Below are 14,134 nucleotides of genomic sequence, written 5' to 3'. Positions count from 1 at the left end.
CCACCTCTCCGCTGCCGGCAGGCGCACGGGGACGGAACCGCGCATGCTCAAACCTTCTTCGGCAACATCCGGTGCGGCTCCTGGTAGGAGTGCAGTCCGTGCACGCCACCCTCGAACCGCGCCGAGGCACTGCGCTCCTCGAACCGCACGACGCCGGCCGCCAGGGCGTCGTGGACCTCGGCCAGCGATGAAAGCCCGACATCCTGGATCGCGTGTCGCAGGCCCTGGAGCAGGTAGAGGCCGTATTCGACGACCGACCCCTTGTCGACCACCGTGCCGCTGACCCCCTGGGCCACCCGGACGGCCTCGTCGCGCTCCATGTAGCGCCGGGCGCCCCGGGCCGCCATCGCCTCGGGCGACCCCATCCCGCGGTAGCGCTTCACCTTCACGCCGCCTTCGTAGAAGTACTCCCCGGGCGCCTCCTCGGTACCCGCCAGCAGGGAGCCCATCATCACCGTAGACGCCCCGATCGAGAGCGCCTTGAACACGTGACCGATGGAGGATATCCCACCGTCCGCGATGACCGGCACGCCGCGCTCGCGCGCCGCGCGCGCACAGAAGTAGACCGCGCTCGCCTGGGGACGGCCGACCGCCAGCGTCTCCTGCGTGATGCAGATGGAGCCCGACCCCATGCCGACCCGCAGCCCGTCCGCGCCGGCCTCGATCAGCCCCTCGCACTGGGCGGCCGTCACCACGTTGCCCGCGATGACCTGCAGGGACGGCCAGCGGCCCTTGGCCCAGCGGATCATCTCGACCTGGTAGACCGAGTGGCCCTGCGAGCTGTCCAGGACGACCACGTCGACGCCGGCCTCCACCAGAGCTTCGAGGCGGTCGTGGTCCTCATCGCGCGTCCCCACCGCGGCGCCGGCCAGGAGCTGCTTGCGCGCGTCCTTGCTGGCCAGCGGGAAGTCCTGGTTCTTGCGCAGGTCTGTGCGGCTCATCAGGCTGACCAGGTGCCCGTCCTTGTCGATGATGGGGAGCTTGCCCTTCTTGCTCTGCTTCAGGATGCGGTTGCCCTGGGCCAGGGTGATGCCGCCGGGGGCCGTGACCAGATCCGTGGTCATGACCTCGCTCAGCTTCCGGGTCCTGTCCGGCTCGAAATCGATGTCGCGCGCGGACACGATCCCGACCAGCTTGCCGTGCGGGCGGCCGTCGGCCGTGATCGGGATGCCGCTGAAGCCGTAGCGCCGCTTGATCTCGTCGACGTCGGCGATCCGGTGGTCGGGCGAGAGCGCGACCGGATCGGCGATGAAGCCGTTCTCGAACCGCTTGGTCTTGCGGATCTCCTCGGTCTGCTCTTCGATGGTGTTGTTGTAGTGGACGATGCCGATGCCGCCGAGCAGCGCCATGCGGATGGCCATGCTGCTCTCGGTGACGGTATCCATCGGCGAACTGACCAGCGGGCTCTTCAGGCCGATGTCGCGGGTGAGTCTGGTGTCGAATGTGATCTCGCCCAGACCCGTTCGGATGTAACCAGGCAGGACGATGAAGTCGTCGTATGTCAGACCACCGCCGGCGAACAGCCCGGCGGCGTCCACCCCGTTCCCTCGGTTCATACACGCGCTCCGACACAGGAATCGGCGTGGCGAGGTATGCAAGCGGCCGGACTCGCCGCCCCGGCCACCGAGGAACGGCCCCCGGTGGTCCGATTCTACAGGCGGCCCCCGGGCCGAGTCAACAGCGAAGACGGCCCGTCCCTTCGTTCACACGGAGCCCATCGGCACCGGGGCCGTCGCCTCCGGTTCGTCGTCACCGGAGACCGCCGCGACGGCGTCGGCGTCGAACGCGCTCATCAGCCCCTCGCGTTCTGCCGACCCGTATGGCCCCACGCAGACCAGGTCGCTCCGGTCCGGCGTGCACACGTCCCGCAGGACGGCCCTCAGGTCCCCCAGAGTCAGGGCCTCGTTTCTGCCCACGTGGTCGGCGGGGGTCACAACGCCGTCGGCGCCCAGAAGCAGCTCCTGCCGCCCGAACCAGTCCGCCAGGTGCGTGGGCTGGTCGCAGAGCATGTCCATGCCGCAGCGCAGGCTCTCCTTGTAGCGGTCCAGCTCCTCGGCGGTGAAGCCGTCGCGCAATGTCTCGTGGAGTACCTCCAGGCCGGCCTCGAACGCGGCCGTCAGGTTCTCGACCCCCACGCTGAGGAACATCTCGAAGGCGCCCGTGTCCGAGTAGCTCTGCACGTGCGAGTCGATCTGGTAGACCAGGCCCAGTTCCTCGCGCACGCGCATGAACAGGCGGGAACTGAGCCCGCCGCCCAGCAGGTAGGAGGCCGCACGCAGGGCGTCGAACCGTTCGTCCCGCAGCCCGCAGGCGCGGTGACTCAGCAGCAGTTCGGCCACCGGCAGGGCCTCGGTCGGACGGCAGAAGGCCCGGGCCCGCGCCGTCGGGCGCGCCGCCACCGGCAGCGGCTCCGGCGGGGTCTCGGCCGCCGGCGCCAGGGCCCCCATCCGCTCGGCCAGCTCGTCCAGGACCTCGTCGAAGTGCAGCCCCCCGGCCAGGCACACCACCATGTTGCCCGGCACGAAGAACCGGCGGTAGTGCGCCTCGATGAGCGCCCGATCGAAGCGCGACATGATCGCGGGCGATCCGCGGGTGCCCGACTCGCTGGCCCGGCCGTGGAACAGCAGGCAGTGGGCAATCTCCTCCGGGCTGATGTTGCGCCCCGCCCGGTCGCGATGCTGCGAGACCTCCTGGGCAATGATCAGCTTCTCGCGCTCCAGCTCGCCCGGATCGAACAGGGGCCGCAACAGCACGTCGCCGGCGATCTCCAGCACGCGGCGCCAGTGCTTGCGGTGCACCGCGAAGACGAACCGCATGTGCTCCTCATAGGTGGCGGCATCCACCACGCCGCCGACGTCCTCGATCCCGCGCAGGATGGTCGCCGAGTCCGGAAAGCGCTCCGAGCCCTGCAGCACCATGTGCTCCAGGAAGTGGCTCAGGCCCGCGCGCTCCGGAGGCTCGAACCGCGGGCCCACGCGCACATACACCGAGCACACGAACGAGTGCAGCGACGGGTTCTCCACCCCCAGCACGCGCAGCCCGTTCGGCAGCACCGACCGCCGCAGCTCCCCCTGTGCCATGCGCACTCCCCCCCCTGAGCAGACCACGACGGACCGGCCCGGCGAGCCGAACGCCGGAAGGCAGGAACGCGGCATCCCGTGCGCCGCATCCAGCGATGGTATAGAATGAACCGCCGCGGCGTCAAGCAACCCCGGCCAACCGTTGCCCTGCGCAAAGACCGAATAGAGGCCCCCCGTGGACCAACCCATGCCGCGCGCCCGGGTCCTGACCCCGCCGGGACAGGGCGGCATCGCCGTGGTCGTCGTCAGCGGCCCGGGGGCCCCCGCACTGCTGGACCGCGTCTTCGCAGGCACGCACCGCCCGGCAGGCCGCCTGGCCCTCGGCCGCATCGCCCACGGGACGATCCGCCGCAACGGCGCCGTGCTGGACGAGGTCATCGTGGCCCGGGTGGACACCGCCGGCGAACCCCGTTTCGAGGTCAACTGCCACGGCGGCATGGCGGCCGTCAACGCGGTCCTCGACTGCCTGCGGGGCGCGGGCGCGCGCGTCGTCGAGGACGGCCCTGCTGCGGCGGACCGCCCGCCCGCCCCCCCCCTGTCGGACCGGGCCATCCGGGCCGCCGCCCTGAAGGCGCTGCCCCGCGTCCCGACGCGCCTGGGCGCCGTGATGCTCCTCCACCAGGCCGACGGAGCGCTCCGGCGGGCCGTGGAGACGGCGCTGCAGGCACTGGACCGGGGCGACGCCGCGCCCCTGTGCGCCCTGCGGAACACGCGGGAGCTGGGCATCGCGCTGCTCCATCCGCCCCGTGTGGCGCTGTTGGGCCCCCCGAACGTGGGCAAGTCCACACTGCTGAACGCCCTGCTGGAGCGGGAGCGCGTGATCGTGCACGAGGAGCCCGGCACGACGCGCGACACCGTGACCGAGCGCGTGAGCCTGCAGGGCGTGCCGTTCGACCTGACGGACGCGGCCGGGATACGGGCCGCCGGCGACGAGGTGGAACGCGGGGCGGTGCGTCGGGCCCTGAGCCTTGCACGGCACTGCGAGGTCGCGCTGGTTCTGTTCGACGTGCGCGAGGGAACCTGGCCGGACGCAGCCGCCGTGCCGGCGTTCGCCCCGGGCACGCGCGTGCTGTTCGTCGGCAACAAGGCCGACCTCCTGACCGGCCCCGCCCCGCCGCTGCGCCTGCGCACGTGCGGGCCGACGTGCGAGCCCGTCCGCATCTCCGCCCGGACACGCGCGAACCTGGTCGCTTTGGAGGACGCGCTGCTGGCGCCCTATCGCCCGCTGATCGATCCGTGTCGGCGCGGGGCGGCCGTGGTCTTCTTCCCGGAGGCGGCCGAGGCCCTGGACGCGGCGCACCGTGCGCACGCCGACGGCGGGCCGGCGGCCGCCGCACGCGCGCTTCGCCGAAGCGGCGCCTGACCTCCGCCCGGCCGCCGAGGGCGGCCGCTGCACACCCGGTCGACGCCGGGCTACAGCCCCACGCCGACCAGGATCAGGTTCAGCAGCCCGCCGGTCGCGAACGCCGCCACAACCATGATCGCCGCCGCCTTGACCATGTCCCGCACGCCCAGTTCCCGCAGCAGCACGACGAACGTGGCCACGCACGGGAAGTACGCCGTGAGCACGACGCCGGCCACGATGAGCTGCCGGAGCGAGAGGTTCAGCGGGGCCAGCATGCCGACGGCGACGTCCTTGCGCATGAAGCCGATCAGCAGCGCTCCGGCCGCCTCGGCCGGCAACCCCAGCCAGTGCTCGACGACCGGGCTCAGCACCACCCCCGCCCAGTGAATGATGCCCAAGACGTAGAGCAGGTTCACGACCAGCACGCCGAGCAGCACGTACGGCACGGCCTCCCGCAGGAACCCGCGCATGCGCATCAGCAGCTTCTTGGCCAGCGCGCCCCAGTAGGGGAACCGGTAGGGCGGGATGTCCAGCAGAATCTCGGGCGTCAACCCCTTGACGAACCGCTTCATCGTGGTGCCCAGGACGACCCAGAGCACGAAGAGCGACCCCAGCACGGGGGCGAACGCCAGGACGCCATGCCGGCCGATCAGCCCGGCCAGCATCGCCAGTTGAGCCATGCACGGCACGCAGACGCTCAGCAGCGTGGCGGCGATGAACCGCTCCTTGCGCGTCTCCAGCACGCGCAGGGCCAGCGCCCCCGGCACGTTGCAGCCCAGGCCCATCAGCATCGGGACCACCGTCAGCCCGTGCAGGCCGAGCCGGTGCATGACGTTGTCGACCAGAACGCCCAGGCGTGGCAGATAGCCGCTGTCCTCCAGGATGCCCAGCACGAAGTAGAAGGCGAAGACGTACGGCAGAACCGCCGCCAGGGGGATGTAGAAGCCCGTGGTCAGAAGGCCGAAGGACTCTCCGAACTCGATCCGGCCTTCGACAAGCTCCCCGATCAGCAGCGTGTGGAGGATGCCCTCGGCCCCCAGAAGGCCGGAGATCCAGACCACAACGGGCCGCCACAGGCGCTCGAACAGGGGGTCCATGACGTGGCCGATCAGCCCTTCGCCCACCAGGCGCACCACATCGAACGAGACCGCCAGCACCACGACCGCGATCAGCGGCCCGAGCACGGGATGCACGGTAGCGTGGCTCAGCTCCTGCCCGACGGTCGGATGCTGGTGCTCGATCCGCTGGACCTGTTCGACGATCTCTCCGACCAGCGTCCAGCGGTCCGCGTCGTCGAACTCGAGACTGCCCGCCCGTGCATCGGCGAGGCTCCGCTGCAGGTCCTTCATCCCCACGCCGCTGATGGCGCAGGTGGTCACGACGGGGACGCCGAGCCGCTCCGACAACGCATCCGTGTCGATCCGCACGCCGTGCTCGAGCGCCTCGTCCCACATGTTCAGCGCCACGACCATCGGCAGGCGGCGCTTCAGCAGTTGAAGCGTCAGGTTGAGGTTCCGCTCCAGGTTCGTCGCGTCCACGACGTTGATGATCACGTCGCCTTTGTCGAGCATCTCGACGGCGACTTCCTCGGCACGGCTGTCCGGCTGCAGGGAGTAGGTCCCGGGCACGTCGATCACGCGGCAGGCCCGGCCGTCGCAGCGCATGTGGCCCTCGGTGAACGACACCGTGGTGCCCGGGTAGTTCGACGCGATGACGTGGGCCCCGGTCAGGCGCGAGAAGACGGCGCTCTTACCCACGTTCGGGTTGCCCATCAGGAGCACGCGCATCTGGCGCTCGCCCCCGCCCGACTTGCCCGAGCCCGCCATGGTCAGCCCCCCGCGTCGACCTGAATCCGGCGGGCGATGCCCCGCCCCATCGCAAGCTGCCGGCCGTTCACCAGAACCGTGATCGGCCCTGCCATGAACTGGGTGCTGACCTTGCGCACCTGCTTGCCCGGCCGGACGCCCATGGCTTCCAGTCGGTTCACCATGCCCCGCCCCCCCCCCAGCGCCACGACGACGGCATTGCGGCCGGGGGGGAGCTGCTCCAGGTTCGTCACCATCTGTCACCTGCTGTCTTTCGTCTTGCCGCCGGCTCGGCAGGCTCGGCAGAGCCCGCGGATGCCCATGCGGTGGTCGATCGGCTCGAAACCGTAACGGCGGCAGATCCGCGCCTGAAGCGACTCCAACTCGTCGTCGCAGAACTCGATGACGCGTCTGCATTCCACACACAGCATGTGGTCGTGATGCGAGCGACCGCGCAGCGTCTCGTAGCACTCCCGGTCATCCCAGCGGGGCGTCTGCCGGATCAGGCCGCAGTCGACCAGCAGCCCCAGCGTCCGGTAGACGGTCGCCAGGGACACCGCCCGGCCGGCCGCCCGCAGACCCTCGTGCAGTCGCTCGGCGTCGAAATGCCCGCCCCTCGCCAGCGCCTCGAAGAGCACGTGCTGCCTCTGCGCGGTGAACCGCAGCCCGCGCACCGACAGGCAGGCGCGAAACGCCTCCACAGCCTCGGCGCGCTCCCGACTCCCTTTCGCCTTGTTGACACTCATTCTCAACAGAAATGTACACCCCCCCCGAGGTCCGCGTCAAGTTCCTGCCCGGGAACCCCGCGGTTTTCCCGGGACACATCCGGCAACCTGTGGTATCATGTGCGCCGTTTGCGGCAGGACCAGGAGGGGGGGGACACAGAGGCTCAGCGACACAGGAGCGGAGCGTGGGCGAAGGCGAGATGACGAAGGAGGAGCTTGCGCGCGAGGTCGAACGGCTTCGCGCCCGTCTGGCGGCGTTGAGTGCGGGCGGCGGCGGCGGCAGCGAAGTCGCCTATCACGACGCCTTGACGGGCCTCTACAACCGCAATGCGTTCTTCACCCTCACACTGCAGCAGTTCCGGCTGGCCAGCCGCAAACGCCGATCCATGGTGCTGCTGTTGTGCAAGGTAGTGGGCCTGGAAGCCACCAACGAAACCCGCGGCCGCGACGCCGGCGATGAGATGCTCAGACGGGCCGGCGCACTGCTCAAACAGATCTACCGCCAGGCGGACATCGTGGCGAGGGTCGGCCCGGACGAGTTCGCCGTTCTGGCAATCGAAGCCACGGCCGCCCATCAGGAACTGCTCGCCAACCGCCTGCACCAGCACCTCGCCCAGCTCACCCTGACCGCCGACGAGTTGCCCATGCGCGTCGGCGTCACGCGCTGGGATCCCGCCGAGCCCTGCACCGTCAAGGAGTTGATGGAGCGGGCCCGGGAGAACACGCTGGTCGATCGGGCCGTCTGAACATCGGGCAACGCGGCCGTGCGCGGTCCGTGTTCGTCCTTGCCGCCCCGGACGCCTCACCCCAGCATGCGAACATACTGGCAGAAGAACCGGAAGATGAACACGATGATGATCGCCGCCACGACGCTCCACACAGCCCACCCCGCCGCCACCGCAAGGGCGTGCATCGTGCGTTCGGCCCGCTCCGCGTAGTGCGACGCCAGCCAGGCGAACCGCTCGGAGAGCTTGCCGGACTCCTCCGCCACGGCCGTGATCTGCAGGTAGTCCTCCGGGAACAGGCCGGTCGCCCGCAGGGCCGAGGTCAGGCTGCCGGAGTCCTCGATGGCACGCTTCGTGCGCCCGCTCCGGGCGGCGAATGCGGCATTGCCCGTGCCCTCCAGAGCCCTCCTGAGCGCCTCCACGACCGGGAAGGCCGCCTCGTAGAGCAACAGGAACACGAAGCTGAAGCGCGCCAGCGCCACGGCTCGCGCGGCGCGCCCGACGACGGGCACGTGCAGGACGACCTCATGGACGAGCCGCAGCCCGCCCAGGGCGCCGGCCGCCAGCCGGTAGGCCAGCACCAGCACCGGCGGCAGCCCGTAGCCGACGAGCAGCCACCAGCCCGCCCGGCTCGGCCGATCCGCCAGCATCGCCAGGATGTGCGTGGCCAGGCCGATGACCGCCACGGCGACCACATACTGGACGACCGGCAGGGTGATCTGCGCGCGGAAGCGCGACCAGAGCCGCTGCCGGAACTCGTAGTACCGAGCCAGCTCACCCGCCGTGCGTTCCAGCGTTCCGCTCCGCTCGCCAGCATCCAGAAGGCCGACGAAGAGCGGCGGGAAGCGGCGCTGCTCCCCCAGGGCCTCCGCCAGCGTGGCGCCCTGGTCGATGCGGCCCCGGGCCAGCGTCAACGCGTGCCGCACGCCCGCCGTCGGCGCCTGGCGGGTCATCACGTCCAGCACGCGGCCGATCGGCACCCCCGCATCCAGCATCGTGTGGAGCGTCTGCGCCATCCAGATCAGTTGCGTTCGCGAAGGGCCGGGCATCCCGCACCTCCCGGGGTTCGGACCTCCCCGGCGGCCTCGCCGTGGAGCGTCAGCACCGTCGCTCCGATCACGCGCACCCGGCAGAGGCAACCGGCCAGGCTTCGCGGCCCGGCGAAGACGACGATGTCGTTCTCGCCGGTGCGGCCGCACAGTCTCGCAGGGTCGGCCTTGCTCGGGCCTTCGACCATCACCTGCAGGGTCTGCCCCACCAGGGCGCTGCGCCGCCGGCGGTCCACTTCCTCCTGTGCGGCCAGCAGGGCCTGGTTGCGGGCGCGCTTCACCTCATCCGGCACGTCGTCCGGCCAGCGCGCCGCACGCGTGCCCGGCCGGGGGGAGTACTTGAAGACGAAGCTCTGCTGGAAGCGCACACGCCGGACCAGCTCCAGCGTGTCGCGGAAGTCCGCCTCGGTCTCGCCCGGGAAGCCGACCATGAAGTCGCTGGCCAGCGCGACCTCGGGCATGAGTTCGCGCGCGCGGTCCGTCATGCGCAGGTAGTCCGAGCCGGTATAGCCCCGCCCCATGCGGGCCAGGACGGCGTCCGCCCCGCTCTGGGCAGGCACGTGCAGGTGCCGGCACACCTTGTCCAGCCGGGCCACGGCGCGCAGCAGATCCTCGGACGTATCGCGGGGGTGGCTCGTGATGAAGCGGATGCGGACGAGCCCGGGCACCTCGTTGACCCGTTCCAGCAGGTCGGCCAGCGTCACGGGCTCCCCCGGGAGCCCGCGGCCGTAGCCGCTCACGTTCTGCCCCAACAGGGTCACCTCGCGCACGCCGTCGGCGGCCAGGGCCTCGCACTCGCGCACCACGTCGTCCGGCGGCCGGCTCACCTCGCGCCCGCGCACATACGGCACAATGCAGTACGAGCAGAAGTTGTCGCAGCCGCGCATGACGCTCACGTGGGCCTGCCAGGGCGTCTCACGCACGGCCGGGGCGCGGCGGAATCGCACGGGCGCGTCCGTGGCCGTGTCGACGATCGTGCCCTCCCCCGCCAGAAGACGCCGCAGGTATTCCGGCACGCGCAGGAAGGCCCGCGTCCCACAGACGAGGCGCACGTGCCCGAACTGGCGCGTCAATTGCCCCCCCAGCCGCTGCGCCATGCAGCCGATGACGCCGAGCACGAACTCCGGCTCCCGCCCGGCCCGGCGGCGCCAGGCGCCCAGGTGTGACAGGACGCGGTTCTCCGCGTGGGCCCGCACGCTGCAGGTGTTGTAGAGCACGATCCGGGCGCGGTCCGGGTCCTCGGTCAGCGCGAAGCCGGCGCGCAGAAGCTCCCCGCGCAGGAGCTGGCTGTCCAGCTTGTTCATCTGGCAGCCGAACGTGACGATGCAGACATCGGCCGGAGGATCGATCATCGAGACACCCCACCGGAGCGCCGGACGAAGCGGCGCCGCAAGGGACTACACGGCGGCGTCGGCCAGAAGCCTGGCCACCAGGCGTTCGACGCTCTGGCGCCCGCGGCGTTCGTCCATGGCCCGGCGCCCTTCGACGTTCAGCAGCAGCTCGGCCGTCTGGCCCTTCTGACGCAGGTTGAACCACCAGTCGGCCTGGCGCACGGTCACCCCGTCGATCAGTTCCCGCTCGGCGCCCTGATACTCCTGCTTCACCCGGTCCAGCACGCCCTGGGCCACCTCGGGCGACGGCGTCGAGAGGGTCAGCTCCCCGCTGCGGACGAACTGCGTCAGGTCGGCGGTCAGGTCGGAGACCGGCCGCCGCTCGCGCGAGACGTAGGCGGAGAACAGAAGTAGTGCGAGCACCGGCGAGGAGAACTGGAAGAAATCCCGGAAGAAATGGAGCCCGCCCAGGTCGACCCCGTAGATCGAGTTGTTCCGGCGGAAGTGCTGCCCGAGGGGCTGCCGGCCGACCGGTGCCGCCAGTGCCTTGCCGCCCTCGCGCTCGATGCGCGCCCGCAGAGACGCCGTCGCCCGCAGGTCGCAGGTGATCGACGAGCCGGGAGCGCGGGCCAGCAGTTCGGACGCGATGAGGCCGGCGGCCGCATCGTCCGGCAGGACGCGGCCCCGCTCGTCGAAGAAGGCGATGCGCTCGCCGTCGAAATCGAACGCCGCCCCGAAATCGGCCCTGGCCTTCTGCATCTCCGCGCGGACCGACGCCGCAAGGGCGTTGCACGGGAAGAGGCGACCCAGGAACGGATTGTGCGGGTCCTCGTCGAAGTGACACGGCGCCATCTCGATCGGCAGGCCGGACAGAACCGGCTCAAGCACCCGCCCGGCAGTGCCGTAGCCGCCGTCGATCACGACCTTCAGAGGCGCAAGCTTCGGCACGAACTTGCGCACGTAGGCCACGTAGTCCAGCATCGGGTTGGCATTGCGGCGGCTGCCGGGGAGCCGGCTGCAGCCCGTGCGCAGCCGCCGGGCGATCAGTCCCACCTTCTCCAGCCCCGTGCCCATCGCCACGGGCGTCCGGTTGCCGCGCCAGATCCGCACGCCGTTGACCGTGTCCGCGTAGTTGCCGCCCCCGATGAACGCCCCGCCCGTCTGGCCGTCCGTGCCCAGGACGAACGCGATCAACTCGGGCGGCACGGCACCGATGTTCAGGGTGTCCATGCCCCCGCGGTTGACGCCCTCGCAGAAGATGCGTGCGAACGCCCGCGAACTCTCGCGCAGGTCCGAAGCGACCACGAGCCCGGCCCCCGAGGGCTGCTCGGCACGGAGGAACTGGGCCGCGCCCAGGCCCACCTTGCGCACGACGTACTCGTTCATCTCGTCCGGCACGCGGCCCAGCACGCTGCCGCCGCGGAAGACGGACGCCTTCACCTTCGGGTCGCTGGCCATGGAGCCGATCAGCTCGGACGAGCGCTCCGGGCACAGGAGGCACTTCGGATACTGGTTGCGCTGTCGTGTCCGACAGATGGCCAGCGAGATCGAGTACCGCTCGCCGGGACACGTTCTCTGGTCTTCAGGGCGCCTCGCACTCATAGCCGACCTCTGTCTGTGGGCCCGAATCGCCCGATCCGGCGTTCCGCCGCAGCCGTCGCCGCGGCGGCCGCCGCAGCCGCGCACCCGCATAGGATATGGCAACGGCGAGCGGCCCGTCAACAGGGACGCCCCCCCCGGCTCGCCCCCCGTGTGCACGGCGGACGGACCGGAGAGTCGCGAGCGACTGGAACCCCGGCGCCGGGGCTGCCAGGACATGACGGGGCATTCATGGCTGCGGCAACAACCGGACATTTCTATCTGCCGTGTATAGCGGACATTTCTATCTGCGGTTCACGCCGGAGGAGAAGCACCTTGACTTTTCGCCCCGCTCACCGCAGACTGGAAGAGGAACGGACACGCATCCCTTCACCCCGGATCGGCCGCGGGCGTGCCAGGAACCAGGCCGCCCTCCGGTGCGAAGGCACGGCGGGCCGCTCTGCACACAGGATGTCGGTCGCGCGCCGCAGTCGGGGGCCCGGGCGGGCGCTGAGGCGGCCGAACGTACCACCCCGGCGGCCGCATGCTGGGAGCGGGGCTGAACGGACCCCGAATGCGGGCCGAATCGTGGAGGCGGAAGGTGAAGGTGCTCATTGCCGAGAAGGACCCGGCAACCCACCGGATGCTGGAGGAGACGCTCCGGAACGGGGGCTACGAGACGATCAGCGCGTACTCCGCCCGAGAGGCGGAGGAGATCCTGCTGAGCGCGCGCGCCCGCCTGGCGGTCTGCGACTGGAGACTCCCGGACATGAGCGGCCCCGAACTCTGCCGGCGCGTGCGCCGGGCCCAGAGCGGCCGGTTCGCCTACTTCATCATCCTCAACACCGCCGACCGCAAGGAGCACGTGGTCGAAGGCCTCCGCGCCGGCGCCGACGATTACCTCGTCAAGCCGTTCGATCCGCAGGAGCTGGAGGTCCGCGTGCGCGCCGGCCAGCGCATCATCGAACTCCAGCAGGAACTGCTGGAGACCCAGGGCCGACTCCTGCGGGCGGCCACCCGCGACGGCCTCACCGACCTGCACAACCACCAGGCGATCCTCGACGTTCTCGAGCGCGAATTCGCCCGCCACGTGCGCCAGAGCCTGCCGCTCTCGGTCATCATGGCCGATCTGGACCACTTCAAGCACGTCAACGACACCTGGGGGCATCCGGCCGGCGACGCCGTGCTGGCAGCCGCCGCCGCCATCATGCTCACCAGCGTGCGCAGCTACGACAGCGTCGGACGCTACGGAGGCGACGAGTTCCTCGTCATCCTCCCCGGCTGCGACGGCGACGTCGCCCAGGAAGTCGCCGAACGCGCCTGCCGGGCGGTCGCCGGCACACCGGCGCGAACCGGCCTCGGCACCATCGACATCACGCTCAGCGTGGGGACCGCCTCCACGACCGACTTCCCCGAGGCCAACGCCCAGGCCCTGGTGCAGCACGCTGACGAGGCCCTCTACCGGGCCAAGCAGGAAGGGCGCAACCGGATGGTCCGGAGCGTACCGACCTCCGCCTGACCGCCCGGTTACAGCCGCGTCCGTACCGGCTATAATGCGGCGGCGTGTACGCACCGACCCCATCGACCACAGGGGAGCGAGGAACGATGAAACTGGGACTTGTCACGTACCAGCTTGCCCGGGACTGGGACCTGGACCGACTTCTGGACACGTGCGCCGCACACGGCTTCCTGGGCGTGGAGCTGCGAACCACACACGCCCACGGCGTGGAGACCACGTTGAGCCCCGAGGCCCGCCGCCGGGTGCGAAACCGATTTGAGCAGAGCCCCGTCGAACTCGTCGAGATGGGCAGCCTCTTCGAATACCACATGGCGGACCGGGACGAGGTGCGCCGGCACGTGCAGGGGACGAAGGAGTACGTGCGCCTGGCCGCCGACGTCGGCGCGCCCGGAGTCAAGGTGCGCCCCAACTCCCTGGTCGACGGCGTGCCGGAAGACGAAACGCTGCGGCAGATCGGCGGCTGCCTGGCCGAGGTCGCCGAGGACGCCGCCTCCGTCGGCGTGGAGATCCGCGTGGAGATGCACGGCCCCGGCACCAGCGATCCGAACCGCATGAAGCGGATCCTCGACTACGCCGACCACCCGAACGCCTGCGTCTGCTGGAACTCCAACCACGATTCCAGCGAGGTCGTCGACGGATCCATACGCCGGTCCTTCGACCTCCTGGCCGACCGCATCCGCGTGGCCCACATCCACGATCTCTGCTCCGACGCCTACCCCTGGCTGGAGCTGTTCCGTCTGCTGCGCGAACGCCGCTACGACGGCTACTGCCTGGCCGAGATCCCCGCCTCGGACCAGCCCGAACGCATCATGGACTACTACCGGACCGTCTGGGACGCCTTCCAGCGCCTGCTGGACCTCGAGGGAATCCCCCGGTGAACGCCGGCGCAGGCAACGCCCGGCCGCTCCTCTACGCCGTCCGGGCGCTCAGCAAGAGCTACCGGATGGGCCAGGTCACCGTGCACGCCCTCCAGGACG

General features: G+C 70.6%; 12 protein-coding genes. 4 read left to right on the top strand and 8 right to left on the bottom strand.

The window, feature by feature from the left end; translation table 11 throughout:
* Positions 1-47: 47 nt before the first annotated feature.
* Together guaB and GXY85_03355 are read right to left on the bottom strand one after the other, a co-directional pair.
* A complete protein-coding gene (gene guaB, locus GXY85_03360) occupies positions 48-1,556 on the bottom strand; it encodes an IMP dehydrogenase (protein ID NLW49866.1) in 1,509 nt (502 codons plus the stop codon).
* 147 nt (positions 1,557-1,703) lie between these two features.
* Positions 1,704-3,080, bottom strand: a complete 1,377-nt coding sequence (locus tag GXY85_03355) for an insulinase family protein (GenBank protein NLW49865.1) — start codon at positions 3,078-3,080, stop codon at positions 1,704-1,706.
* Positions 3,081-3,516: 436 nt separating this feature from the next.
* On the opposite strand from GXY85_03355, the gene GXY85_03350 reads away from it, so the two are divergent.
* Positions 3,517-4,443 carry a GTP-binding protein gene (locus GXY85_03350; protein ID NLW49864.1) on the top strand — a complete coding sequence of 309 codons (927 nt, stop codon included), beginning with the start codon at positions 3,517-3,519 and terminating at the stop codon, positions 4,441-4,443.
* 50 nt (positions 4,444-4,493) lie between these two features.
* Here the strand turns inward: GXY85_03350 and GXY85_03345 are convergent, their stop codons facing one another.
* The 3 genes from GXY85_03345 to GXY85_03335 are packed head-to-tail and all read right to left on the bottom strand — an operon-like array spanning position 4,494 to position 6,982.
* Positions 4,494-6,212, bottom strand: coding sequence for a ferrous iron transporter B (locus GXY85_03345; protein NLW49863.1), 1,719 nt, complete (start codon positions 6,210-6,212; stop codon positions 4,494-4,496).
* A gap of 41 nt (positions 6,213-6,253) precedes the next feature.
* Positions 6,254-6,487, bottom strand: a complete 234-nt coding sequence (locus GXY85_03340) for a ferrous iron transport protein A (protein ID NLW49862.1) — start codon at positions 6,485-6,487, stop codon at positions 6,254-6,256.
* Between the two features lie 3 nt (positions 6,488-6,490).
* Positions 6,491-6,982: a transcriptional repressor gene (locus GXY85_03335; GenBank protein ID NLW49861.1), complete on the bottom strand. Its 492-nt coding sequence runs from the start codon at positions 6,980-6,982 to the stop codon at positions 6,491-6,493.
* Between the two features lie 158 nt (positions 6,983-7,140).
* Between GXY85_03335 and GXY85_03330 the strand changes: the two genes are divergently transcribed.
* Positions 7,141-7,701, top strand: coding sequence for a GGDEF domain-containing protein (locus GXY85_03330; GenBank protein ID NLW49860.1), 561 nt, complete (start codon positions 7,141-7,143; stop codon positions 7,699-7,701).
* Positions 7,702-7,757: 56 nt separating this feature from the next.
* Here GXY85_03330 and GXY85_03325 read toward each other — a convergent pair whose 3' ends face one another.
* From GXY85_03325 to GXY85_03315, 3 genes are read right to left on the bottom strand one after another with little or no spacing between them, the layout of a single operon-like run.
* Complete coding sequence (locus tag GXY85_03325) at positions 7,758-8,729, bottom strand: hypothetical protein (protein NLW49859.1); 972 nt, start codon at positions 8,727-8,729, stop codon at positions 7,758-7,760.
* Positions 8,702-10,081 (bottom strand): tRNA (N6-isopentenyl adenosine(37)-C2)-methylthiotransferase MiaB, encoded by a 1,380-nt coding sequence (gene miaB, locus GXY85_03320; GenBank protein ID NLW49858.1) that lies wholly within the window; start codon positions 10,079-10,081, stop codon positions 8,702-8,704. Before miaB ends, GXY85_03325 begins: the two co-directional genes overlap by 28 nt.
* Before the next feature lie 45 nt (positions 10,082-10,126).
* A complete protein-coding gene (locus GXY85_03315) occupies positions 10,127-11,662 on the bottom strand; it encodes a hypothetical protein (protein ID NLW49857.1) in 1,536 nt (511 codons plus the stop codon).
* A 577-nt stretch (positions 11,663-12,239) separates the two neighbouring features.
* Between GXY85_03315 and GXY85_03310 the strand changes: the two genes are divergently transcribed.
* Both GXY85_03310 and GXY85_03305 read left to right on the top strand, forming a co-directional pair.
* Positions 12,240-13,157, top strand: coding sequence for a diguanylate cyclase (locus tag GXY85_03310; protein NLW49856.1), 918 nt, complete (start codon positions 12,240-12,242; stop codon positions 13,155-13,157).
* A gap of 86 nt (positions 13,158-13,243) precedes the next feature.
* Positions 13,244-14,035 carry a sugar phosphate isomerase/epimerase gene (locus GXY85_03305; GenBank protein ID NLW49855.1) on the top strand — a complete coding sequence of 264 codons (792 nt, stop codon included), beginning with the start codon at positions 13,244-13,246 and terminating at the stop codon, positions 14,033-14,035.
* Positions 14,036-14,134 lie beyond the last annotated feature (99 nt).

This window comes from Candidatus Brocadiaceae bacterium (genome assembly GCA_012728835.1).
Lineage (GTDB): Bacteria > Planctomycetota > Brocadiia > SM23-32 > SM23-32 > JAAYEJ01.
The sequence above is the reverse complement of the archived record's forward strand: the minus strand, read 5'-3'. Positions and strand labels throughout refer to the sequence as shown.

Bases quoted from the DNA above. Each gene is read 5' to 3' on its own strand.
- GXY85_03305 (NLW49855.1), top strand. From the start codon at position 13,244: ATGAAACTGGGACTTGTCACGTACCAGCTTGCCCGGGACTGGGACCTG.
- GXY85_03315 (NLW49857.1), bottom strand. From the start codon at position 11,662: ATGAGTGCGAGGCGCCCTGAAGACCAGAGAACGTGTCCCGGCGAGCGG.
- GXY85_03345 (NLW49863.1), bottom strand. From the start codon at position 6,212: ATGCGCGTGCTCCTGATGGGCAACCCGAACGTGGGTAAGAGCGCCGTC.
- GXY85_03325 (NLW49859.1), bottom strand. From the start codon at position 8,729: ATGCCCGGCCCTTCGCGAACGCAACTGATCTGGATGGCGCAGACGCTC.
- GXY85_03350 (NLW49864.1), top strand. From the start codon at position 3,517: ATGGCGGCCGTCAACGCGGTCCTCGACTGCCTGCGGGGCGCGGGCGCG.
- guaB (NLW49866.1), bottom strand. From the start codon at position 1,556: ATGAACCGAGGGAACGGGGTGGACGCCGCCGGGCTGTTCGCCGGCGGT.
- GXY85_03340 (NLW49862.1), bottom strand. From the start codon at position 6,487: ATGGTGACGAACCTGGAGCAGCTCCCCCCCGGCCGCAATGCCGTCGTC.
- GXY85_03355 (NLW49865.1), bottom strand. From the start codon at position 3,080: ATGGCACAGGGGGAGCTGCGGCGGTCGGTGCTGCCGAACGGGCTGCGC.
- miaB (NLW49858.1), bottom strand. From the start codon at position 10,081: ATGATCGATCCTCCGGCCGATGTCTGCATCGTCACGTTCGGCTGCCAG.